This window comes from Streptomyces sp. NPDC086777, from assembly GCF_040702065.1.
Lineage (GTDB): Bacteria > Actinomycetota > Actinomycetes > Streptomycetales > Streptomycetaceae > Streptomyces.
In genome coordinates this window covers 97653-118609 of sequence record NZ_JBFBJI010000024.1, presented here as the reverse complement: position 1 = coordinate 118609, position 20957 = coordinate 97653, and the positions used below count along the sequence as shown (strand labels likewise).

The window sequence follows — 20957 nt, the reverse complement described above, 5'->3', positions numbered from 1 at the left end:
GTGTCGCGCGGAGCGGAACCCGCGGGATCCGGTCAGCGGCTGGTGGTGGCGGTCCTGGGGGTCCAGATGGCGAGGTCCTCGTAGGCCTTGCGCCAGTCGTTCTCGTAGGCGTTGCGCAGCGGCTCGGGCATCTTGCCGAGGATGTTCGCGACCTTCGCGGCGTCGATGTCGTCGAGCATCCAGGGCAGGTAGCGGGCGGAGTCGTCGCCGATCCGGGTGCGCTGTTCGGCGGAGAAGTCCTGCCACTGCTGCTGGGAGAGCGTGATGTCCATCAGCTGCAGGGCGTCCCGCTCCTCGTGGTCGAGGTGGGCGCCGAGCTTGGTGTAGAGGGTGTCGGTCAGGCCGGTCAGGCGCTCCAGGCCCGAGTCGCGGTCGGCGAGGGCGGCGTCGATGTCGGCGAGCAGCGGGTCGATGACGCCGTGCTCGGCCTCCATGTCGGCGAGCAGGGCCAGTTCGGAGCCCTGGCCGGCCAGCGCGGTCTCCATGACCGGCCAGATCTTCACGTCCTCGGAGATGTGGTGGACGGTCAGGAACTTCTTGAAGAGCTCCCAGCCGACCGCCGTGCTCAGTACGTGCCGGGGGTCCTCGTCGACCCGCGCGGTGATCCGGGCGATCCGCTCCAGCTCGCGGCGGAGCGCGTCGTGGATGGCGAACATCATCGTCATGTCGAGGTTCTTGAAGTCCTGGCTCATCGCTCTCTCCCTCACTGCCTCACTGCTTCGTCGTACTGCGAGAGTATCGTCAACCTGCTTATCCATCAAGCTTCCAACTAGCAATCTTCCAACCATCAGGGCCGGAACTGTTCGCCGGTCGGCGGCTGACGCCGCTGCCCCGCCCGCAGGCGCAGGTCAGCGGGTTCTCGCGATCTCCAGGGCGGGCTCGTCCTGGCCGGTTCCGGCCGCCTCCCGCCCGGTCTCCTCGTCGATCCCCTTGCGGATCCAGGTCAGCGCGGGCGTGGTCATGGCCGTGGTGAGCAGCGCCATCAGCACCAGGACGGTGAACAGCTCCGGCCCGATGACACCCAGCCCCAGCCCGATGTTGAGCACGATCAGCTCGGTCAGGCCACGGCAGTTCATCAGCGCGCCCAGCGACATGGAGTCCCGCCAGTCCCGGCCGGAGAGCCGGGCTGCGAGCGTGCCACCGCCCCACTTGCCGGCCACGGCGACCGCGAGCACGGCCCCCGCCCACAGCCACTGCGTACCGCTGCCGCCGAGCAGCCCCACGTCGGTCTTCAGACCGGTGCTGACGAAGAACAGCGGCAGCAGCACCGGCACCGCGAAGGCCCGCATCCGAGCCGCGGTGGCCTCGATCCGCCGGCTGCCGCGCGGGGTGACCACGCCGAACAGGAACGCGCCGAACAGCGCGTGCACCCCGATCCGGTCGGTGGCGAACGCGGCCAGGCTCAGCCCGCTGAACAGCACCACCAGCACGACCGCGTCGGCGTACCGGCGCTCCGCCCGCGCGGCCCACCTGGCCAGCAGCGGCCGTACGACGAGGAACATCACGGCGGCGAAGACGAGCGCGTACCCGGCGGTGGTCAGGGCCTCCAGGGGCGAGTGGCTCTTCGTCACCGCCACCACCGCGGCCAGCAGGCACCAGGCGCTGACGTCGTCCACGGCCGCGCTGGCCATGGCGAGCGCGCCGACGCGGGTCCGGTACAGGCCCCGGTCGGTCAGGATCCGGGCCAGCACCGGGAACGCGGTGATGCTCATCGACACCGCGATGAACAGCACGAACGGCAGCCTCGCGGTGCCGGACGGCGCGAAGTCGCCGTACATGCCGAGGGCGAGCAGCGTGCCCAGCAGCAGCGGCAGCGCGATCCCGGCCTGGGAGACGGCGACGGCCGTTCTGCTGTGGCCGCGCAGGGACTTCAGGTCGAGTTCGAGTCCGACGAGGAACATGAACACGAGCAGGCCGATGTTCCCGAGCACGCCGATGTACGGCAGTGCCGACTGCGGGAACAGCCACGCCTGGGCGCCGGGCCAGAGCCAGCCCAGCAGGGACGGGCCGAACAAGATGCCGACGACTATCTCGCCGACGACCGGGGGTTGCCCGAGCCGTCCGAGCACCTGGGCCCCGGCCCTGCAGGCGAGGATCACCACGGGCACGGCGACGAGAAGCGGGGTGAGCGGATCGGGGGCGGCGGCAGCCATGGCGTTCTCCTGTAAAGAGGGGCCAGGTTTCATTTCTTGGGGGCGCGGGGAACTGCGCGATCAGCCACGACGGCGCCGAGGGCGCGGCCCGACAACCAGGCGGGGCACTGCGATGCGCAGGAAGTGCCGCGAGCCGTGATGGACCGGCCACAGGTCCGATGTGGCTGATCGCGCAGTTCCCCGCGCCCCTGACGGGGCGCGCTGTCGGCGCCGGAACTTTCACGTCCCGTACGGACGGGCCGCCTTGGCCTCGCGCAACGCGTGGGCCCACCAGTTCAGCTGGTCCAGCATCAGCTTGGCCGCGGCTTCGGCCCCGTCGGCATCGGCCGCGAAGCGGCCCTCCGCGTCGTAGTGCTCCAGCACCCGCGGGAACGTCACGACGTCCTTCATCCCCACGCAGTGGAACTCGGCGAAGATCTGCCGCAGATGCTCGATCGCCCGCACCCCGCCGGCCATGCCGAGGCCGTAGCCGACGAAGCCGACCGGCTTGGCCTGCCACTCGGCCTGGAAGCTGTCGATGAGGGTCTTCAGCGGGCCCGGAACGCTCCGGTTGTACTCCGGTACGACGACCACGTACGCCTCCGCCCCGCCCAGCCGCGGCCGCAGCGCGGCCGCCCGCGGGTCGCTCTCGTCGAGGCTCGCCGGCAGCAGGTGCTCGGCCACGTCGACGACGTCCAGGACCAGGTCGTCGCGGCGGGCGGCGACCCGCGCGAACCAGCCCGCGACGTCCGGGGCGAGCCGCCCGTCGCGGGCGGAGCCGACCAGCACCGCCACCCGGACCGGCCGGGTGACCAGACCGGCGGCGGTCACGGCCGGGCCGCCCGCGGCCGCGCCGGTTCCCCGACCGGCGTCAGGGCGAGGAACTCGGTGGCCTCGACCCGGGAGAGGATCCGCCGGGTCAGGGCGGGCATCTTCGTCGTACCGTCGTCGGTGAAGACCACCGGCGCGGTGACCCGGATCCGGCGGCCACGTGTGGTGATCTCGCAACCGCCCGCCGCCAGCACGTTCTTGACCCAGTCGGAGCCGGGCCCGTACGGCAGCGTGATGACGATGTCCGCGCCGCGCCGGAACAGCTTGACGGGGGTGGCGAACTCACGCCCCGACCTGCGGCCGCGGTGGTGCACCTTCCCGAAGCCGGGCAGCCGACTGAACAGCGGCCCGACGAAGTGGTTGGCGAACCGCCGGTTGAAGCGGGCGACTTTCCTGTCGATCGGCATGTCTCAGATCCCTCCGTGGGGCACGTCGATTCCATGGCCGCGTGGCCCGGCCCCCGCCGCCGTCGACGGGGGCCGGGCCACGCGGGCCGGGCGCGGCTCAGGCCGCGGGCTTGCCCGCCGGAGTCAGCGGGCCGACCGGCTTGCCGCCGGACTGGAGGAACTTCTGCAGGGCGAAGTTGTCGACGATGCCCCAGCGCTCGGCGATCCGGTCGCCCTCGAAGCGGAACCAGATGATCGCCTGGTGCTGCACCTGCAGCCCGGTCGGCTGGATGCCGATGAACGGGCCGGTGTGGCGGCCGTGCATGACCCAGCGGATGGCGGCCTTGTCGCCCATCGATATGAAGTCGAGGATCTCGTACTTGATGTCGCTGAACGCGGACTGCTGGATCCGGATGGTGTGCTTGAACGCCTCCGGGCCGCGCATGGAGTCGTCGTGGCTGCCGTGGTTGCGGAAGTCGGCGGTGAGGTAGCGGTCGGCGGCCGACAGGTCGCCGAGGTCCAGGCCCTCGTGGAAGACCTTCTCGATCAGTTCCTTCTGCTGGTCCGCGGTGAGCGTGGTCGGCATGTGTGCGTTCTCCTCTGCTGATGTGGCCGCCGGAGCGGCCGCCGAAGTGGGCGGGTTTCCCCGGGTGTCGAGGGTCTTCCGGTCGACCTGGGTCACGCCCCTGGGCACGGCGCCGGTCGTCCACACGATCCGCAGCCGCAGCCGGTCGAACCGCCAGCCGCCGGGGGTGCGCCGGGCCGTGCCGGTGAAGCGGCCGCCGAGCTGGAAGTACCGGGTGGGATCCGGCGGCAGCGGCGAACCGTGGTGCACGTGGGAGGCGATCAGGCTCCAGCTCAGTTCGGCCCGGTCGCCGTCGACGTCGACCTGGGTCTCCGAGCCGTGGTGGTGGGTACGGCCCCAGCGCGCCATGATCTCGGTGGTGAAGCCGGCCACCCCGGCGAGGCCCTGGTGGCTGCCCACCGGGAACGTCATCTCGATGTCCTCGGTGAACAGGGACCTCGCCCAGGTCTCGTCGAAGCCGCCCTCGTCGAGGCCGGCCAGATAGCGCCCGGCCAGGTCCCGGAGGTTCAGCACGTCGGTGAGCCGGGCGACCTCGGCCGTCATGACACCCGGCGCGCTTCGGTCCGGGCGTCCGTCGCGTAGATCACGACGTCGTCGGGGCCGTGCACGACGGCCTTGCCCTCGCCGGTGAGCGCGTCACCGTCGTGCCGCGCGGTGATGTCGATCTGGATGTACGCGGCCCGGTGGCCGTTGGGGCTGATCTGGGTGACGTCGAGGTTGAAGTCCTCGCGCAGGGAGAACTCCAGCGAGTCGTCGCCGGTGACGGTCCAGGCGCCGGTTCCGCTGCTCTTGCGCGTGGTGACCGAGAGCGAGCCGTCCGGGGCGAAGGCGACGGTGTACTCGTCCACCTCGCCGTCGTGCGTGACCGTACCCGTCCATTGACCGACGGGTGTCCAGGTGGAAACAGGCATCGACCACACTTCCTCAAGTCGGGGCGGAGGGAAAACAAAAAATCCGCGCCCCGGGTCGGGGCACGGATTTCGGTATGGCTGCCACGGGCTCGCATACAGAAGCCCGGGAGAAGCGCCGCCGCCGTCAGGGCATGGGGGCGCCGAAAAGAGTGTGACACCTCTGTTCGGATGCGTCAACTTTCCTTTAAATGAAGCGAGTTGATAATCAGCGCGGGTAACCGAAGAAGCCCCCGCGGCAGGGGGGACGGGCCGCGGGGGCTGCTTCGCACCGGATCCCCGCACGGATCCGGCATTCTTTCGGGTGGTGGTCGGTGAATTCCTTGCGGCAGCGCGGAGTTACCCGAATTCACTGCCGCCGCAGGGTCTCGCGCCGGCTATTCGGTCTCGTTCCTGCGCGCCAGCGCGAACAGTTCGTCGAGGTCGTACTCGGCCCGCCGGGGGCCGCCGTGACGGGTGAGTTTGCCGCGGCTGGCCCATTTGCGGATGGTCGCCTGGGTGACGCCCATCGCGAGGGCCGCCAGTTCCGTCGGGACCGTGCGCGGCTTCGCCGGCCCGGTCGTCCCGTCACCGCCTCCCGTGCCCGTCATGTCGCCACCGCCTCCTGCGCCCGGTTCGCGACCAGCAGCCACTGGCGCGGCGGCAGTGCGTGCCCGGCGTCGCAGGTGACCTGGTCCGGCACCCGGCCGCCGCCGTCCGCCGGCAGCACGCCGTAGAGCGTCCCGGCGCACTCCGGCCGGGTGCAGGCGCCGAGGGCGAACCGGCGTACCGGGCCGGGGCCGAGCAGGTGGCGGAAGTCCGTGAGGAGTTCGGCGAGTTCCTCGTCGAGGTCGGCGCCCGCCGGGTGCCCGGCGAACCAGGGCAGCTGCCCGCGCAGGAACCCGACCAGCGCGGGCACCCCGCGGCCGGCGGGCCGGGCGCCGGTGCGCTCGTCCACGACGAGCCGCGCCCACAGCGCCATGACCTCGGCCGCCCGGGTCCGTACGGCGAGCGCCCGCTCGTCGAGCACGATGCCGACGGTGGCACGGCTGCCGCTCACCCGCTCGCGCAGCACCGGCGCCCCGGGCACCAGTGCCTGGTCGCTCTCCCGGTACAGGTCGAGCAGGCTGCGCAGGCCGCCGTCGATCCGGTCCAGGCAGCGGACGCAGATCCGGCCGCAGCGCCTGCCGCAGTCGCGGCTGACGTGGTCGTCCGTGAGTCGCTCCGGCTCTTCCATTCGGATCCCCCGAATCCTCGGTCCGTGTGGAACTGCGTCCAGTCTCACGGGGGCGGGGGCCCGCTTCAACGCACGGCGGTTCAGGCTTCCCACAATCCTCCGCAGCTCTGTCAGCGGAGTGTCAAACCTGTGTCAACTGGCCAGATTTGAGCCCTTTTACAAACAGACCTGTCTGATTGAGGACTCTTCCGCGATCGCGCTCACCGCACACATTTTAGGACAGCAACCCCTGTTGCCTGGGAAGTTGGGATCCTGTGGAGATCATGAGGAGGTGGACCACCACCGGGGTCCTACCTTGAAACAGGCATGGTTGTATGATTCTTACCACCATTGGCACCGGTGCCCGCAGGCAGTGCATGTACCGGGCACACTGCTGGCAGGGAAGGCGGGTACGAGCTGATGCAGGCGCGATCCGAGCACACGCGTCAGGCTCTCGTCCATGCCACCGCCGAGCTCATCGCGGACGGTCGGCTCTCCGACGCGGGACTGGTCAACATCTGCCGCCGGGCCGGGGTCAGCCGGGGGGCGCTCTACCACCACTTCGCCTCCACCACCGCGCTGACCGCGGCGGTGTACGAGGAGGCGAGAGCCCGGGTGGAGGCGCTGACCGAGGAGGCCTTCGCGGGGCCGGCGGCGGACGCGCCCAAGCGCTTCCTGTTCGCGCTCGGCGAGGCCATGCGCACCGAGAAGGTCGTCCGGGCGGGCATGCAGCTGGCCGCGGACGGCTCGGCCGGGCCGCCCCGGCTCCGCGACGACCTGCTCGCCGCGGTCCACGAGCGGGTGACGGAGACCCAGAAGGAGTCCGCGGACCAGGCCGGGGACCTCGCCGACCTGGCGGTGGTGATGGCCGCCGGCATCGAGACCCTCGGGCACACCGACCCGGGCTGGTGGGACGGCGAGATCACCCAGCGCCTGTGGCGGCTGCTGCGCCCGCTGTTCGACCGGGACCGGCCGCCGGGCCGGGGCGGCGAGCGCAGGATCTGAGACAGGATCCGGGAGCGGGCCGGTCAGTCCTCGGGCGGCGTCGTGCGCAGCCGCCCGACCAGGCCCGGCGTGGCGAGGCCGGGCAGCAGGAACTTCCACAGGACGCTGGTGCGGTCGGGCAGGTCGGCCCGGCCGGTGTAGGCCTGGGACATGATCTGCAGACCGGTGAAGGAGCCGACGATCAGCGAGGTCACCTCGCGCACGTCCACCCCCGGCAGGATCTCGTCCCGCTTCTCGGCCTCCTGGAGCAGCGTCAGGATGGTGTCCATGGACTGTTCGTAGGTGGTCTGCGGCGGGCAGTCGAACGACGTCTGCTCCGTCGTCAGCCGCACGCTCGCGCGCAGCACCGCGTCGTGCTGCAGGCGCCGGGCGAACTCCAGGGTCAGGTCGATCACCGACTGCAGCCTGATCGGCCGTTCGGGCACTTCCAGGGCCTCGGCGTGGGCCTGCACCAGGGCCAGCGCGATGGCTTCCTTGGAGGGGAAGTGGTGGTAGAGGGACCCCCGGGTGAGTCCGGTGCGGGCCAGGATCTCGTTGGTGCTGGCGGCGTCGTAGCCGCGCTCGTCGAAGACCTGGGCCGCCGCCTCCAGGATCGACCGCCGTGACCGCTTGCCGCGTTCCTGCTGAGCCATGCCAGATCCTTACGCTCTCCCACCGAATTCAACAGACTGGTCTGTATCGTAAGCCGTGCGGGCGGCCCACGGTCAGTACCGCGGCGGGAGTTGTCAGAAAGCGGTTCACCGGCCGCGCGCCGGGACCGGGCGTGACCTGGGAGAACGCAGGAGAGGGCTAGGGACTGCCGATCCGGAAACCGACCCCCCGGACGGTGACGATCCAGGCACTGGAGCCCAGTTTGCCGCGCAGGGTGCCCACGTGGGTGTCGACCGTACGGCCGCGCGGCGACCACGCGTCGTCCCACACCTGGGCCATGATCTGACGGCGCGGGATCACCGTGCCGGGCTGTGCGGCCAGCAGGTGGAGGAGGTCGAACTCCTTGCGGGTCAGGTCGAGGGGCCGGCCGTCGAGGACGGCCGTGCGGGCGCCCGGGTCGATGCGCAGCGGCCCGTGGCTGACGACCCGGCCGGCCGCCGGCTCGTCCGCCGGCCGGACCCGCACCCGGCGCAGCACCGCCTCCATCCGGGCCAGCAGCTCCCGGAAGCCGTACGGCTTGACGAGGTAGTCGTCCGAACCCGCCTGCAGGCAGAGCACGCAGTCGAGTTCCGAGCCGCGCGCGGTCACCGCGATGATGGGCAGGTCGCTGACCGCCCGGATGCCGCGGCACACCTCGAGCCCGTCGAGGTCGGGCAGGTCGAGGTCGAGCAGGACCAGGTCGGCCTCACGGTGGCCGCGCAGCGCCTGGGCGCCGGTGGTCGCGCCGTGGGTGGCGTAGCCGTGCCGGGCCAGCCCCTGCAGGAGGGGGTCGGCGGCCCGTGGGTCGTTCTCGACGACCAGGACGTGCAGCGCTCCCGCGCCGGGCGCGCCGTACGCGGGGGCCGGTTGGGCCGGGTGCGCTGCCGAGTGGCCGGCCGGGTGACCGGCCGGGACGAGCGGGCCGTGCGAGCGGTGGCGCCGCGGCGACGGCGCCACGAGGTCCGCGTACTGGCGGTTCATCTGCTCCCCCTGAGGCACATCCACGTCATCTCGGACTGCGGGTTCACGACCAGACCGTACCAAACAGACTTGTCTGATTGTCAACTGCCCAGGCAGAGGGGCGCGGCGCTCAGTCCAGCCCCTAACACCCCTATCTTGAGCTGCGATTTCATCGGAATACCGGACAAGTGGGAGGTCGTACTCCGTTAAGTCGCCCCACGGAAAGAGTTGACCAAGACCGGCACCCCTCCGGCAAACCATACAACCTTGTACGTTTCACAGTTGCAATACCGGCATAACGGACGGCTGACATCGATGGCAAGCCCCCAAGTGCTTCCGACTCGCCCAAGAAATCGCCTCGCCTCTTGCAGAACCGGACCGACCTGTCTGTATCTTGTGGGGCAGAACGTCGGCCACGGGGGGTGACAGCCGGCGTACGGCTTGTTGCCCCCTCCTTCCCGTCACACCGACACAGGAGCGCTGCACATGCCGCACCTCACCGACCGGGCCATCGCCCCGAAGCACCTGCTTCCCGGACTGACCACCACTGTGCCGCGTGAGTACGTCCACCGCGCGGCGGTCTCCGAAGTCCTGCTCACCGGCTGGGAGCGCGACGAGTCCCCGGCCGCCGGCGGCTTCGACGGCTTCGTCGTCCGGGCCCAGTGGCCGCGCAGCCACGCGCTGTTCGCCCCCGACGGCGGCTACCAGGACCCGATGCTGCTGATCGAGTCGATCCGCCAGATCGGGTCCCTGCTCGCGCACGCCGAGTTCGACGTGCCGTTCGGCTACCAGTTCCTCATGTCTGACATGTCCGTGACCGCCGAGCCCGACCTGCTCGTCGCGGACGCGGTCCCCACCGACGTCGAGATGCACGCGGTCTGCCGGGACGTCGTCCGCCGCGCGGGCCGGCTGCGGGAGATGCGCTACGACGTCACCGTGGTCCGGGAGAACGGGGCCCGCGCCACCGCCTCGGCCGCGTTCCGCTGCATGAGCCCGGACGTGTACCGGCGCATGCGCGGGGAACGCCCCACCAGCACCGACCGCATCCCGCCGGCGGCCCTCGACCCGGCCGCCGTGGGCCACGCCACCGCCCGGCACGTCGCCCTGTGCGAACCCGCGCCCGGCACCCGGGGCAGATGGGAACTGCGGGTCGACACCGCGCACCCGACCTACTTCGACCACCCGGTCGACCACATACCCGGCATGTTCCTCCTGGAGGCCGCCCGGCAGGCCGCGCACGCCCGCACCGGGGCACCCTGCGCCCTGCTGCTCGGCGCGCGCAGCGAGTTCACCCGGTACGCCGAACTCGACGCGCCCTGCTGGATCACGGCCGACCCCGAACCGTACGGCGACCGCGGCGACCTGCTGGTACGGGTGCGCGGCAGCCAGCGGGAGGAGACGGTCTTCACCGCCGAACTCGTCCTGCGGCCCCGTGTCCGCTGACCCCGACCGCCCCCGGGAGGATCCCCTTGCCCATCCTTCTCGTCACCGGCGCGTCCGGGTTCGTCGGGACCCACGTGACCCGTGAGGCACAGCGCCGCCGGGCCGACCTCAGGCTCATGAGCCACCGCCGGTCCCTGCCGCGGTCCTGTTCCGGGGCCCGGACCGTGCACGCCGATCTCACCGACCCGCGCTCGCTGCGCGGGGTGTGCGACGGGGTCGACGTGCTCCTGCACTGCGCGGCGCAGATCGGCGGCAGCGCCGCGGCCAACGAGGCGGTCAACGCGCGTGGCACGGCTGCGCTGGTCGCCGAGGCACGGCGGGCCGGGGTGCGCCGGATCGTCCAGCTCAGCACGGCCTCGGTGTACGGCCGCGGCACCTTCCGCGGTCACCGGCCCGAGGAGCTCGCCCGCAATCCGGGCTCCGTCACCTCGCGCACCCGCGCGGCGGCCGAGGACGCGGTCCTCGCGGCCGGCGGCGTGGTGCTCCGGCCCCATCTGGTCTTCGGAGTGGGGGACTTGTGGGTCGGTCCGACCCTGGCACGGCTGCTGCGGGCCCTGCCGGGAGTGGTGGCCGGCTGGCCGGCACGGGCGTCCGTCATCGGCGCGCCGGACCTGGCCCGGCTGCTGGTCGCCACCGCGCTGGCGCCGGACGGGGTGCTGACCTCGCGGGTGTACCACGCCGCGGATCCGGCGCCGGTCACCGTGGGCAGTGCGCTGCGGGCGGTGGCCGGCTGTGCGGGGATCGACTGGCCGCGTGACAACCTCACCGTCGAGGGGGCCAGGGCGATCCTCGCGGCGAAGGGCGTCGCGCCGGGCACGCTCGACATCCTCACGACGGACCACTTCTTCGCGGCCGACGCGCTCTGGGCGGATCTCGGTCAGCGCCCGGGGGGTGGCTTCGACACGTGGTTCGGCCGTGCCGAACCGTGGTACCGCTCCGTCCTCGCGACGACCTGACGTTCCGCCCGGCACCCGCTGCGCCCGGTACCGGGTCCGGTGGCCCCACCCACCGGACCCCTTTGCGCCGCCCTGGTCTTCGGGCGGCCTTTTCCGTGCGGGGAACCGCTGTGCGCCGAAGGGGGTGCCAGGACGGGTTGCCGGACGGCTGCGGGTGGGTGGGGGCCGGTCGCGCCGTTCCCCCCGGCCGCCGACCGGGGTACCCCCAGCGCCCCTGAAGGGGCGCGTTCAGGTGGCCGGTACGGTGAGGCAATGCGTCTTCGTTGTGCTGTGATCGACGACTTCCAAGGGGTGGGCGGGGAGTTCGGGGACTGGGCCTCGCTCGCCGACCGGGTCGAGGTGGTGTCGCTGCGGGAGCATGTCGCCGACGAGGACGAACTCGCCGCGGTCCTGGCCGACTTCGACATCGTCGTCACCCTGCGCGAGCGCGTCGCCTTTCCCGGTTCGCTGCTCGGGCGGCTGCCCCGGCTGCGGCTCCTGATCGCCTCCGGGATGCGCAACAGCGTCATCGACTACGCGGCCGCCGAGACGCACGGGATCACGGTGTGCGGGACCGAGAGTTCCTCGGCACCGCCGGTCGAACTGACCTGGGCGCTGCTGCTGGGGCTGGCCCGGGGGCTGGTCCAGGAGAGCACGGCGTTGCGTGACGGAGGGCCCTGGCAGTCCACCGTCGGCGCGGATCTGCACGGACGCCGGCTCGGGCTGCTCGGCCTGGGGAAGATCGGCGGCAAGGTCGCGCAGGTCGGGCTCGCCTTCGGCATGCACGTCAGCGCCTGGAGCCAGAACCTCACCGAGGAGCGGGCCGAAGAGGTCGGCGCCGCGCTCGCGCCGAGCAAGGAGGAGCTGCTCGCCACCAGCGACTTCGTCTCCGTCCACCTGGCGCTCGGCGACCGCACCCGGGGGCTGCTCGGCGCCGCCGAACTCGCCCTCCTGAAGCCCACCGCCTACCTCGTCAACACCTCCCGCGCGGCGATCGTGGACCAGGACGCGCTGCTCGCCGCGCTGCACGAGGGCCGGATCGCGGGCGCCGGTGTCGACGTCTTCGACATCGAGCCGCTGCCCGCCGGCCACCCGATGCGCACCGCGCCCCGGCTGCTGGCCACCCCGCACCTCGGTTACGTCTCCTACGCCAACTACACGACGTACTACGGCCAGGCCGTGGAGAACATCCGGGGCTTCCTGGCGGGGGCCCCGGTACGGCGGCTGCCCCAGGGGGCGTCCCGGCTCCGGCCCTTGGAGTGATCGTCCGGTGATCGGCGTGACCAGCCGCAGGTCGCGGCGTTGAACGGGGAGTGCGGCGGCTGGTCCTGCCGCCGCACTCCCCGAGCAACAAGAAGGAGAACGTGATGTCTCGCATCGCGAAGGCCACCGTCGTAGCCCTCGGCACCGGCGCTGTGGTGATGGGCGGGGCCGGTCTGGCCCTGGCCGACGCGGGTGCCAACGGCGAGGCCGTCAGCTCGCCCGGTGTGGTGTCCGGCAACACCATCCAGGTCCCGGTCAACATCCCGGTGAACGTGTGCGGCGACACCATCGACGTGATCGGTCTGCTGAACCCGGCGTTCGGCAGCACCTGCGGCAACGAAGGCCACCTCAAGGCCGGTGACGGCAAGAACGGCGGCTACGGCTCCTGAGCCACCGCCCGCGAAGGAGCCCCGGCGCCAGGGCGCCGGGGCTCTTCCCGTGTCCGGGCCGGCGGCTCAGGCGTACCGGTAGGTCCGGCTCACGTCCTCCAGCGACTCGGGGGTGACGTCCCACGGCGGCAGCTTCCCGCCGCGGGCGACGACCCGGTCGCGCTGCGGGTCGCCGGGGCCCGGCGGCTTCGCCGGCAGGTAGCGCTGCCCGCGGTGCCGGGACCTCCAGCGCTCCCACTGGAGGTCGAGGAAGGCGTGGTGGAACCAGAAGACGGGGTCGTTGACGGAGGCGCCGCCGAGCATGGCCCCGCCGACCCAGCGGTGCACCCGGTTGTGGTTGTGCCAGGACGCCTTGCCGCTGCCGGTCCCCCAGCCCTCCAGCAGGTTGCGGAACCCCCGGGTGACCGTCGAGTCCCACGGCGGGACGTCGTAGGCGGGGTCGGCCAGCGCCCGGTCGAGTTCGGCCCCGGTGGGCAGGTCGATCGGATCGCGGGCCCGGCCCAGGTCCCGGGCGAGGAACTCGCCGTCGGTGACCCCTTCGGTGATGGTCCAGTGCCCTGCCGCATAGGCGAACGGGCCGGTCATCACCTGCTGGTCGCGGGCCCGGCCGTTGCCGCCGAGCAGATCCTTCGTCCACGGCACACCGGACGCCGAACGGTCCCTCGTCCAGTCCCAGTACGGCACCGTCACCGACCCGTCGACCCGGCGCAGGGCCTGCTCCAGGTCGAGCAGGAAGCGACGGTGCCAGGGCAGGAAGGAGGGCGCCATGTGGGCGGCGCGCAGTCCGTCCTCCCCGTCGGGGGTGTAGTACTCGATGTGCGTCCGCACGAACTCGTCGTACTCGCCGCGCCGTTTGACCTCCAGGAACGCCTTGACGAGCCGCCCCCGCTCGGCGGCCGTCAGCCTGCTGACGTCCTTACGCACGTACGCCATGGTCTCCCCCCATGTGCATGCGTTCCGGCGCCGGATCGCGCAGCCGCTGCCCGGGTCCCATCTCGTCGACGGCCCCGCGGGTCGCCGCCAGCGGGGTCGGGTACGAGCTGTAGTGGTCGACCATGCTGAGCCAGCTGCCGTCGGCCCGCCGCATCAGGTGCAGCGGCCGGCCGTCCACGGTGACCTGCCACTCCCCTTCGTCGACGGCCCGCCCCGCCGCCGGCAGCAGGGCGCCCCTGATGCGGCGGCCCCGGTAGGTCTCGTCGAAGGAGGTGCCCGCGGGCCCGTCGGCCGCGGGCGAGGGGCGGGAGGCGGCGACGACCGGGGCGAACACCAGGGCGACCACGGAGGCGAACAGCCCCCGGGTCAGCTCGCGCCGCGTCGGTCTGCCCGCCCCTGCTCTGCCCGGCTGCCCGGCTCCCGGCTCCGCGCCCACCGCCGCACCACCGATTCCGACGACCATGCTCACTCCTCGTGCGGTTCACCGACCACTGTCGGTACCGGTAACCGTCCGAAGGGGCGCCCGGTCACCGCCACGCTGCCGTCCGGCGCGCGGCCGGGCCGAAAGGGCCGTGCCCGAGGAGGGTTACCGGCCGGTGCCGGAGCCGGCGCCCAGGTTGCCGCCGACGACCGTCTGCAGCACCGGGCCGAGCACCCCGACCTCGGGCATCTTCAGGTGCGGCACGCCGTAGTGCTGCGGGTCGGGCGCGCTGAGGGGCGCGTCCAGTGCCACACCGGGGGTGAGGGTGCGCAGGTCGGAGGCGGGGAGGTCGACGCCGACGTGGTCGAAGCCGGCGCCGAGGACGCGCGGGAGCGGCACGCTCAGGCTGACGCCCGGCAGCCGGCCGTTCATCGGGACCTGCGGCAGCGCGCCCTCCGGGATGAGCCGGCCCTCGACATAGCGGGGCCCCTCGGGGACACCGGGGATCAGCAGCGGCAGTTCCATGCCGAGCTTGGGCATCTCGATGCCGAGGGACTTCTCGGCCCCGTCCAGGGGCACGGGGACGGGGACCCCGCCGGTCGCGGCGGCGGGCGCGGCGGCGGCGCCCATGGCGACGGCGACGCCCGCGACGACGACGGCAAGGGTTCCTCGGGTGGTCGGCTTCATGTCAGGTACGGGCCTTTCGGGATACGAGAGGAGCGACGTCCGTACCGGGTAACGAGCCGGAATCGGCATCAGTTCACAATTCGCCCGGGTGCAGCATTAGTCGGCTGTACGCCATCCGCACCCACCCGCCCCTCCGGAATTCCGCTCCCCCGAGATCATGGATTTCGGAAGTTCGGAAGTTCGGAAGTTCGGAAATGCAGGAGTTCAGGAATTCACGAGTTCAGGAGTTCCGTTGTTCAGCTCGTCCAGAAGTCCCACCATCGGGTCAGGATCAGCATGCCGACGACGCCGGTGTGCAGCACCGGCAGCACCCAGGTGAACTCGCCGAGGAACTCCCGCAGCGGGCGCGGCGCCGGCAGGAACCGGTGGCCCACGGCGAAGGAGGTGACGTACCAGAACAGGACGATGGTGGCGACCCAGGCCAGGCAGCACCACAGGCACAGCGCGCCGATCCGGTACAGCGACTGGAACTGCAGCCAGGACACGAAGCCGATACCGAAGGCGCAGCCGGCGTCGAAGGCCAGCCAGTACCAGGCGGGGAAGCGGGCGCCGGTCAGCAGCCCGGTGCCCGCGCAGATCACCACGGCGTAGGCCACCAGGCCCAGCATCGGGTTGGGGAACCCGAACGCCGAGGCCTGGGCGCTCTTCATCACGCTGCCGCAGGACACCACCGGGTTGAGGCTGCAGCCGGGCACGAAGCGCGGGTTCTCCAGCAGCTTGAACTTGTCGAGGGTGATGACCCAGGAGGCCAGCAGTCCGGCCGCCCCCGCGATCACCGTCAGCAGCGCGAACCCCCGCCCGGCCCCCGCGGTCCGGGCCATCAGCCGCGCAGGCTGCGGGCCGGCAGGACGACGTGCGCGGCGGCGGTCAGGGTCTCCTCGGCCCCGGCGAAGTCCCGCAGCACCTCGGGGTCGACGGGCTTGCCGGGTTCGCCCTCGGGCCACGGGCGGGTGGTGAACACCAGGTAGGCGTAGCCGCGTTCGCCGACCGCGGCGAGCCACTCCGCGGGCGCGGGGCACTGGGCGTTGAGCGGGGCCAGGCTGAGGACGGCCTGGCCGGCCTCGACGAGCAGGGTGGCGGGCAGCCCGGGCCGGGCGGTGCCGTCGACGAGGTCGCCGCCGACCGGCAGCCCGTTGTTCGCCAGCAGCGCCTCGATCGCGGCCGCGGTGGCCCCGGGACCGCCCTCGGCGTCACCGAGGGAGTAGGCCAGCAGATAGGGCATGTCGCCGCCGTCGGGGGCCTCGCCGCTCCAGGCCAGCACGACGAGCGTGCCGAGGTCGGCGAGGCGGAACGGGCGGGTTTCGCTTGGGGTTGAGGTCACCGCGCGACCCTACCGACGGGCCTCGCGGCGGCCGGGTGCCCGCTCACCCGGTCGGCGGACGCCCACCGGCCGGGCCACACGAACGAGGGACACCCCTCGGTGTCCCTCGAACACTCCCGGCCCGGCCCGTCCCGGCGGCCTCAGCCCTGCAGCGGCAGGCCGCCCAGCAGCGGGTTGTGCTGGTTGAGGGCGCCGGCCGCGGTCTTGACCGTGTTGAGCGGGGAGCGCTTGTTCTCGGTGTCGAGGGCGTTCGACTGGTGCCGCAGCGGCATCGCCTGGTTCAGGTCCAGGCCGTCCTTGGTGATCGTGTTCACGGCGCCGTTGAGACTGGTGGGCGTGAGGTCGGCGGTGTTGTGGGCGAACGCGGGTGCGGCGACGCCGACCAGGGCCACGGAACCGGCGGCGACGGCGACGGCCTTCAGCGACTTCATCATGTTCCTTTCTTCGGCGACTTTCGGCAAGGCAAGCCGCACGGGGGGAATTCGGACGTCATGTCCAACGACGTCCCGGCGGGCCGGAAACCCCGTTTCCGGAATACATATGAGATCCCGGAGGCACCGGGCCGACCGGGCACGGACCGGCGAACAGCCGGGGAAAAACACGGACCGGCCGTCCGCCCGCGGGGTGCGTGGGCGGACGGCCGGCCGTGGAGAACAGCCGCTGCGTCAGTCGTTGACGCAGGTGCTGCCGAAGCCGGGGTTCAGCAGGCCGATGACGTCGACGGTGTCGCCGCAGAGGTTGACCGGCACGTGGATCGGAACCTCGATGACGTTGCCCGACAGCACGCCCGGCGAGTGGGCGGCGGCGGCGCTCGCGCCGCTGTCGGCGGCAGCCGCAGCGGCACCGCCGGCGACGGCCGCGACGGCGGCGGTGGACAGGACCAGGCCCTTCGCGATACGCGACATGGAGAGGTCTCCTTGGGGTCGAAACAAACATACGGGCGGATGCCCAGCGCTGTGTCAACGCGTGGCACCGCCCCGGGTTGTGCGGCCATCGGGGTGATCTCCGGGGAGCCGCCTTCACGACTCCGACACACATGCCCGGTTTTGACGGATTAATACGGATAGCGACTAGAGTTGCGATCCTCCCGACTTACCCGTATTGGCATCACATCGGACTCTTCCCGCCGCCCTCCCCGCACCCTCCCCCCTCCCTGAAAGAACGAAGCCGGTCATGCGCAATCTCCTGGGCCCGCTGCCGTGCCGTGCGTCGGCGAGCGCGCTCGTCCTCGCCTCGGCCCGGGCGCCGGGCATCACCCGGGCGACGGCGCCGCCCGCCCCCGAGGCTCCGCGCATCCCCTTCGCCGAGCGCCACCACGGGCTGCCGCGCGGCGGTTTCGCCCGCGTGACCAACACGTCCGTCAGCTGTCGCACGACGCCCGGCGAGCCGTCCGAGCCGCCCTGCCAGGCCGCCCGGGAGGGCGAAGTCCCCGCGGTGAACGGGGACTTCGACAGGTTCTACATCGTCGTCGTCGACGTCGTCGTCGACGACCCCGGCACGTACAACTCCTCCCGCGCCGAGCTCCGGCTGCCGGCGGGCTCCCGGGTGAGGTACGCGCGGCTGTACCGGGGCGGCAACCTGCCGGCCGGCGAGCAGAAGCCGGCCGCGGACGACGGCCGGGTGCTGATCGCCGAACCCGGCTGCTCCTACCAGGAGTTGCTCGCCGACACGATCGTGGGCCACCGCGTGGGCCGTGGCGCCGACGCCTTCCAGGCCTCGGAGGACGTGACCGGACCGGTCCGCGCCGGCGGCCCAGGACCGCGGACGGTCGGCCAGGTGAACGCGGCCGCGGGACGGTCCGGGGCGGGTGCCTGGGGCGGCTGGACACTGGTCGTGGCGTACGAGGACCCGGCGCAGCCACTGCGTACGCTCTCCCTCCGGGACGGCTTCGACTCCCTCGGCACGCCGGCCGAGGTACGGCTGAACGGGCTACCCGTCCCGCGTGGCGCCGAGGGCCGGGTGGGGCAGGTGGCGTACAACGGCGACCGGGGCACCACCGGCGACTCGCTCATCCACACCACCGCCGGCCACGCGCCCGTCCCGCTCCAGGGCCCCGCCGACCCGGCCGACGACGTAGTCAACTCCACGATCAACGAACCCGGCCCGGTACGCGCCCGGCGTGAGCCCGCGTACGCCAACACGCTCGGCCACGACTCGGATGTGTTCGATCTGGGCACCGGTCTCGCCCACGGTGGTGACCGGCTGACCTTCCGGCTCGTTTCCCAGCGCGACGCGGCGTGGGCGGGCGCGCTCTTCGCCGCCGTGGACGCGCGGTAGTACGCCCCGTCCACGCCCGCAGTCCCGAGCGCGCCCCCCGTGAGCGAGGAATCCGCGTATGCACCGATCAGCCACCGACCCTCGGCCACGGGTCCTCCACCTGGCACAGCCCGTCGAGGGCGGAGTGGCCCGGGTCGTCCTGGATCTGGCGAAGGCCCAGCTCACGGCCGGACTGCGGGTCATGGTGGCCTGCCCCGGTGGCGAACTGGCCGAGCGTGCGCGGGAACTGGGCGCCGAGGTGCGCGGATGGCACGCCGACCGTTCCCCGGGCGCCGGTCTCCCGGACGAGGTATGCCGCCTGGGCCGGCTGCTCGACGACGTACGGCCCGCACTGGTGCACGCGCACAGCGCGAAGGCGGGCCTCGCCGGCCGGCTCGCCGTGCGCGGGCGCGTCCCTACCCTGTTCCAGCCGCACGCCTGGTCCTTCGAGGCGGTCGGCGGCGCCACCGCCGCGCTGGCGCTGCGGTGGGAGCGGTGGGGCGCGCGCTGGGCACACCGGGTGGTGTGCGTCAGCGAGGCCGAGCGCACGACCGGCATGCGCGCCGGGATCCGCGCCCGGTACACGGTCGTCCCGAACGGCATCGACACCGGGCACTTCACCCCGGCAGGCCCGGAACACCCGGCCGGCCCGGTCGGCCCGGCCGGCGCGGGTGAGCGGACCGCGGGGGCTCCCCTGGTCGTCTGTGTCGGGCGGCTGTGCCGGCAGAAGGGCCAGGACGTGCTGCTGCGGGCCTGGCCCGAGGTGCTGCGCCGGGTGCCGGACGCGCGGCTCGCCCTGGTCGGCGACGGACCCGACCGGGACGCGCTGCGCCGGCTCGCGCCGGGCTCCGTCGAGTTCGTGGGCCCGGTCGCGGACGTCCGCCCCTGGTACCGGGCCGCCGACCTGGTGGTGTTGCCCTCGCGCTGGGAGGGCATGGCGCTCGCCCCGCTGGAGGCGCTGGCCTGCGGGCGGCCGGTGCTGGTCACCGATGTCGACGGCGCCCGGGAGAGCCTGCCGCCCGGCCACGCGGCGCGCTGCCTGGTCCCGCCCGGCCGGCCCGGCGCGCTGGCCGGTGCCGTCGCCGCGCTGCTCCTCGCCCCGGAGCTGCGCGCCTCGCTGGGCGGCCGGGGGCGCCGCCACGTCCTGTCCACGCACGATGTGCGGCGCACGGCGGAGGCGGTCGCGGAGCTGTACCGCGAACTCCTCGGCGGGCGGCCGCTGGTGTCCTTCGAGCGCAGGGAGTCCATCCACTCGTGACCGCGGAAAGCACCGTCCCCTCCCCCGGCGCAAAGCCCCGGGACCACGGACTCTCGCCCGTCTCCGTGCTGCCGCCGCGCATCGCCGGCGGCTTCCGGTTCCCGCTGCGGCGGCCGCCCGCGCGGCCCGCCTCCCCGATGCCGCTGCTCGCCGCCGACCTGGGTGCGGCGCTGCTCGGCGCGGCCGCGCTCGACGAGGCCGCCCGCCGGCCCGTCCTGGTCGCAGTGCTGGTGGCCGGGGCGATACTGCTGCGCCCGCAGACCGTCCGGCGGATGACCGGGATCCTCGACGAACTCCCGGCCGTCTGCGGCCGGATCGCCGTCGTCTGGCTGGGGCTGGCAGCGGCCGTCGCCGCCTGGGCCCCGGACCGCGCGCTGTCCGTCCGCGTCCTGCTGTTCGGCTTCGCCCTGCACGCGGCGGCCGCCGGCGCGGGCCGCGGCCTGGTGCACTGGCGCCGCCGCCTCGCCCTGCTGCGCCGGCCGCGCGCCGCCCTCGTCGTCGGCCCGGCCGCCACCGCCCAGCGGGTCGCCGCCGCCGTGCTGCGCCACCCGTCCTGCGGAGTGCGCCCGGTGGGCGTCGTCGCCGAACACCCCGAGGGCGCCGAGGGCCTGCCGGTGCTGACCACCGGCGAGGAGGTCGAACGGGCCCTCATCCAGAACGGGGTGCGGGCCGTGCTCACCGTCCACCCCGCCGTCCGCACCGAACAGGGCCCGCTGCTGCGGGCGCTGGCCGAGTCCGGCTGCGTGGTGTGGGAGGTCGACGCGGACTCCCCGGCGTACGAGACGCGCGACCAGCTCGCCGGGTTCTCCTGCCGCCGCCTGGAGATGGGCTCGCGGCGGCGCGGCAGCGTCGGCAAGCGGGTCCTGGACATCGCCGTCTCCGGGGCGGCGCTGGTGCTGGCCGGGCCGCTGCTGCTGGTCTGCGCGACGGTGCTGCGGCTCACCGACGGACCCGGGGTCGTCTTCCGGCAGGAGCGGATCGGCAAGGACGGCCGCCCCTTCACCCTGCTGAAGCTGCGCACCCACCGCCCGGTCGACGCGCACGAGGCCGCCACCCGCTGGAGCGTGGCCGGCGAGATCCAGATGAGCCGCTTCTGCCGCTTCCTGCGCCAGACGTCCCTGGACGAGCTGCTCCAGCTCTGGAACGTGCTCTGGGGCGACATGAGCCTGGTCGGCCCGCGCCCCGAACGGCCTTACTTCGTCGGCCAGTTCAGCCAGACCTACCCGGGCTACGCGGCCCGCCACCGGATGCAGACCGGCATCACCGGACTCGCCCAGATCAACGGACTGCGCGGCGACACCTCCATCGAGGACCGGGCCCGCTTCGACAACGCCTACATCGACAACTGGTCGCTGTGGCAGGACGTCTGCATCCTGCTGCGCACCGCGGCCGCGCTCGTGCGCTCGACGGGGAGCTGA

Annotated in this window: 25 protein-coding genes; 8 read left to right on the top strand and 17 right to left on the bottom strand. The window is 72.7% G+C overall.

What is annotated here, in order from left to right; genetic code table 11:
• Positions 1-32: 32 nt before the first annotated feature.
• From AB0472_RS30160 to AB0472_RS30125, 8 genes are all read right to left on the bottom strand, one after another.
• Entirely contained in the window at positions 33-692 is a 660-nt protein-coding gene (locus AB0472_RS30160) for a hemerythrin domain-containing protein (protein ID WP_366360946.1), read from the bottom strand.
• 156 nt (positions 693-848) lie between these two features.
• A complete protein-coding gene (locus AB0472_RS30155) occupies positions 849-2153 on the bottom strand; it encodes a cation:proton antiporter (protein ID WP_366360944.1) in 1305 nt (434 codons plus the stop codon).
• Between the two features lie 219 nt (positions 2154-2372).
• Complete coding sequence (locus AB0472_RS30150; protein WP_366360943.1) at positions 2373-2963, bottom strand: NAD(P)H-dependent oxidoreductase; 591 nt, start codon at positions 2961-2963, stop codon at positions 2373-2375.
• Positions 2960-3370 carry a nitroreductase family deazaflavin-dependent oxidoreductase gene (locus tag AB0472_RS30145; protein ID WP_366360942.1) on the bottom strand — a complete coding sequence of 137 codons (411 nt, stop codon included), beginning with the start codon at positions 3368-3370 and terminating at the stop codon, positions 2960-2962. Before AB0472_RS30145 ends, AB0472_RS30150 begins: the two co-directional genes overlap by 4 nt.
• A gap of 97 nt (positions 3371-3467) precedes the next feature.
• Positions 3468-4478: an ester cyclase gene (locus AB0472_RS30140; protein WP_366360941.1), complete on the bottom strand. Its 1011-nt coding sequence runs from the start codon at positions 4476-4478 to the stop codon at positions 3468-3470.
• The gene (locus AB0472_RS30135) at positions 4475-4846 is read right to left on the bottom strand and encodes a dehydrogenase (RefSeq protein WP_220214763.1); all 372 of its coding nucleotides are present in this window, start codon (positions 4844-4846) and stop codon (positions 4475-4477) included. Before AB0472_RS30135 ends, AB0472_RS30140 begins: the two co-directional genes overlap by 4 nt.
• Before the next feature lie 374 nt (positions 4847-5220).
• Entirely contained in the window at positions 5221-5433 is a 213-nt protein-coding gene (locus AB0472_RS30130; RefSeq protein WP_366360940.1) for a hypothetical protein, read from the bottom strand.
• A complete protein-coding gene (locus AB0472_RS30125) occupies positions 5430-6059 on the bottom strand; it encodes an OvmZ protein (protein ID WP_366360938.1) in 630 nt (209 codons plus the stop codon). The genes AB0472_RS30130 and AB0472_RS30125 overlap by 4 nt, the downstream gene beginning before the upstream one ends.
• A gap of 399 nt (positions 6060-6458) precedes the next feature.
• Between AB0472_RS30125 and AB0472_RS30120 the strand changes: the two genes are divergently transcribed.
• A complete protein-coding gene (locus AB0472_RS30120) occupies positions 6459-7043 on the top strand; it encodes a TetR/AcrR family transcriptional regulator (protein ID WP_366360936.1) in 585 nt (194 codons plus the stop codon).
• 23 nt (positions 7044-7066) lie between these two features.
• Here AB0472_RS30120 and AB0472_RS30115 read toward each other — a convergent pair whose 3' ends face one another.
• On the bottom strand, positions 7067-7675 hold the full coding sequence (locus tag AB0472_RS30115; RefSeq protein WP_366360935.1) for a ScbR family autoregulator-binding transcription factor: 609 nt from the start codon (positions 7673-7675) through the stop codon (positions 7067-7069).
• 157 nt (positions 7676-7832) lie between these two features.
• The gene (locus tag AB0472_RS30110) at positions 7833-8654 is read right to left on the bottom strand and encodes a response regulator transcription factor (RefSeq protein ID WP_366360933.1); all 822 of its coding nucleotides are present in this window, start codon (positions 8652-8654) and stop codon (positions 7833-7835) included.
• 465 nt (positions 8655-9119) lie between these two features.
• Here AB0472_RS30110 and AB0472_RS30105 point away from each other — a divergent pair, with 465 nt between their 5' ends.
• The 4 genes from AB0472_RS30105 (at position 9120) to AB0472_RS30090 (ending at position 12663) form a co-directional block, all read left to right on the top strand.
• Positions 9120-10076 carry a ScbA/BarX family gamma-butyrolactone biosynthesis protein gene (locus AB0472_RS30105; protein ID WP_366360931.1) on the top strand — a complete coding sequence of 319 codons (957 nt, stop codon included), beginning with the start codon at positions 9120-9122 and terminating at the stop codon, positions 10074-10076.
• Positions 10077-10102: 26 nt separating this feature from the next.
• Complete coding sequence (locus AB0472_RS30100; protein WP_366360929.1) at positions 10103-11032, top strand: NAD-dependent epimerase/dehydratase family protein; 930 nt, start codon at positions 10103-10105, stop codon at positions 11030-11032.
• Between the two features lie 252 nt (positions 11033-11284).
• A complete protein-coding gene (locus AB0472_RS30095; RefSeq protein WP_366360927.1) occupies positions 11285-12274 on the top strand; it encodes a D-2-hydroxyacid dehydrogenase family protein in 990 nt (329 codons plus the stop codon).
• A 104-nt stretch (positions 12275-12378) separates the two neighbouring features.
• Positions 12379-12663: a chaplin gene (locus AB0472_RS30090; protein ID WP_366360925.1), complete on the top strand. Its 285-nt coding sequence runs from the start codon at positions 12379-12381 to the stop codon at positions 12661-12663.
• Between the two features lie 66 nt (positions 12664-12729).
• Here AB0472_RS30090 and AB0472_RS30085 read toward each other — a convergent pair whose 3' ends face one another.
• The 7 genes from AB0472_RS30085 to AB0472_RS30055 all read right to left on the bottom strand — a co-directional run bounded on the left by AB0472_RS30085 (position 12730) and on the right by AB0472_RS30055 (position 16930).
• A complete protein-coding gene (locus tag AB0472_RS30085; RefSeq protein WP_366360923.1) occupies positions 12730-13596 on the bottom strand; it encodes a tyrosinase family protein in 867 nt (288 codons plus the stop codon).
• A complete protein-coding gene (locus tag AB0472_RS30080; protein ID WP_366360921.1) occupies positions 13580-14059 on the bottom strand; it encodes a tyrosinase cofactor in 480 nt (159 codons plus the stop codon). The genes AB0472_RS30085 and AB0472_RS30080 overlap by 17 nt, the downstream gene beginning before the upstream one ends.
• Before the next feature lie 123 nt (positions 14060-14182).
• A complete protein-coding gene (locus AB0472_RS30075; protein WP_366360919.1) occupies positions 14183-14704 on the bottom strand; it encodes a hypothetical protein in 522 nt (173 codons plus the stop codon).
• 236 nt (positions 14705-14940) lie between these two features.
• Positions 14941-15525: a vitamin K epoxide reductase family protein gene (locus tag AB0472_RS30070; protein WP_366360917.1), complete on the bottom strand. Its 585-nt coding sequence runs from the start codon at positions 15523-15525 to the stop codon at positions 14941-14943.
• Positions 15525-16025: a DUF5949 family protein gene (locus AB0472_RS30065; protein ID WP_366360915.1), complete on the bottom strand. Its 501-nt coding sequence runs from the start codon at positions 16023-16025 to the stop codon at positions 15525-15527. Before AB0472_RS30065 ends, AB0472_RS30070 begins: the two co-directional genes overlap by 1 nt.
• 140 nt (positions 16026-16165) lie before the next feature.
• Positions 16166-16456 carry a hypothetical protein gene (locus AB0472_RS30060; RefSeq protein ID WP_366360995.1) on the bottom strand — a complete coding sequence of 97 codons (291 nt, stop codon included), beginning with the start codon at positions 16454-16456 and terminating at the stop codon, positions 16166-16168.
• A gap of 234 nt (positions 16457-16690) precedes the next feature.
• Positions 16691-16930 carry a chaplin gene (locus AB0472_RS30055; protein WP_366360913.1) on the bottom strand — a complete coding sequence of 80 codons (240 nt, stop codon included), beginning with the start codon at positions 16928-16930 and terminating at the stop codon, positions 16691-16693.
• Positions 16931-17198: 268 nt separating this feature from the next.
• On the opposite strand from AB0472_RS30055, the gene AB0472_RS30050 reads away from it, so the two are divergent.
• From AB0472_RS30050 to AB0472_RS30040, 3 genes are read left to right on the top strand one after another with little or no spacing between them, the layout of a single operon-like run.
• Positions 17199-18302 carry a DUF3344 domain-containing protein gene (locus AB0472_RS30050; protein ID WP_366360911.1) on the top strand — a complete coding sequence of 368 codons (1104 nt, stop codon included), beginning with the start codon at positions 17199-17201 and terminating at the stop codon, positions 18300-18302.
• 58 nt (positions 18303-18360) lie between these two features.
• A complete protein-coding gene (locus AB0472_RS30045) occupies positions 18361-19539 on the top strand; it encodes a glycosyltransferase (RefSeq protein ID WP_366360909.1) in 1179 nt (392 codons plus the stop codon).
• A complete protein-coding gene (locus tag AB0472_RS30040) occupies positions 19536-20957 on the top strand; it encodes an exopolysaccharide biosynthesis polyprenyl glycosylphosphotransferase (RefSeq protein WP_366360907.1) in 1422 nt (473 codons plus the stop codon). Before AB0472_RS30045 ends, AB0472_RS30040 begins: the two co-directional genes overlap by 4 nt.

Coding starts and splice junctions, on each gene's coding strand:
- AB0472_RS30160 (WP_366360946.1), bottom strand. CDS start 692: ATGAGCCAGGACTTCAAGAACCTCGACATGACGATGATGTTCGCCATC.
- AB0472_RS30155 (WP_366360944.1), bottom strand. CDS start 2,153: ATGGCTGCCGCCGCCCCCGATCCGCTCACCCCGCTTCTCGTCGCCGTG.
- AB0472_RS30145 (WP_366360942.1), bottom strand. CDS start 3,370: ATGCCGATCGACAGGAAAGTCGCCCGCTTCAACCGGCGGTTCGCCAAC.
- AB0472_RS30140 (WP_366360941.1), bottom strand. CDS start 4,478: ATGACGGCCGAGGTCGCCCGGCTCACCGACGTGCTGAACCTCCGGGAC.
- AB0472_RS30135 (WP_220214763.1), bottom strand. CDS start 4,846: ATGCCTGTTTCCACCTGGACACCCGTCGGTCAATGGACGGGTACGGTC.
- AB0472_RS30130 (WP_366360940.1), bottom strand. CDS start 5,433: ATGACGGGCACGGGAGGCGGTGACGGGACGACCGGGCCGGCGAAGCCG.
- AB0472_RS30125 (WP_366360938.1), bottom strand. CDS start 6,059: ATGGAAGAGCCGGAGCGACTCACGGACGACCACGTCAGCCGCGACTGC.
- AB0472_RS30120 (WP_366360936.1), top strand. CDS start 6,459: ATGCAGGCGCGATCCGAGCACACGCGTCAGGCTCTCGTCCATGCCACC.
- AB0472_RS30115 (WP_366360935.1), bottom strand. CDS start 7,675: ATGGCTCAGCAGGAACGCGGCAAGCGGTCACGGCGGTCGATCCTGGAG.
- AB0472_RS30110 (WP_366360933.1), bottom strand. CDS start 8,654: ATGAACCGCCAGTACGCGGACCTCGTGGCGCCGTCGCCGCGGCGCCAC.
- AB0472_RS30105 (WP_366360931.1), top strand. CDS start 9,120: ATGCCGCACCTCACCGACCGGGCCATCGCCCCGAAGCACCTGCTTCCC.
- AB0472_RS30095 (WP_366360927.1), top strand. CDS start 11,285: ATGCGTCTTCGTTGTGCTGTGATCGACGACTTCCAAGGGGTGGGCGGG.
- AB0472_RS30090 (WP_366360925.1), top strand. CDS start 12,379: ATGTCTCGCATCGCGAAGGCCACCGTCGTAGCCCTCGGCACCGGCGCT.
- AB0472_RS30085 (WP_366360923.1), bottom strand. CDS start 13,596: ATGGCGTACGTGCGTAAGGACGTCAGCAGGCTGACGGCCGCCGAGCGG.
- AB0472_RS30080 (WP_366360921.1), bottom strand. CDS start 14,059: ATGGTCGTCGGAATCGGTGGTGCGGCGGTGGGCGCGGAGCCGGGAGCC.
- AB0472_RS30075 (WP_366360919.1), bottom strand. CDS start 14,704: ATGAAGCCGACCACCCGAGGAACCCTTGCCGTCGTCGTCGCGGGCGTC.
- AB0472_RS30070 (WP_366360917.1), bottom strand. CDS start 15,525: ATGGCCCGGACCGCGGGGGCCGGGCGGGGGTTCGCGCTGCTGACGGTG.
- AB0472_RS30060 (WP_366360995.1), bottom strand. CDS start 16,456: ATGAAGTCGCTGAAGGCCGTCGCCGTCGCCGCCGGTTCCGTGGCCCTG.
- AB0472_RS30055 (WP_366360913.1), bottom strand. CDS start 16,930: ATGTCGCGTATCGCGAAGGGCCTGGTCCTGTCCACCGCCGCCGTCGCG.
- AB0472_RS30050 (WP_366360911.1), top strand. CDS start 17,199: ATGCGCAATCTCCTGGGCCCGCTGCCGTGCCGTGCGTCGGCGAGCGCG.
- AB0472_RS30045 (WP_366360909.1), top strand. CDS start 18,361: ATGCACCGATCAGCCACCGACCCTCGGCCACGGGTCCTCCACCTGGCA.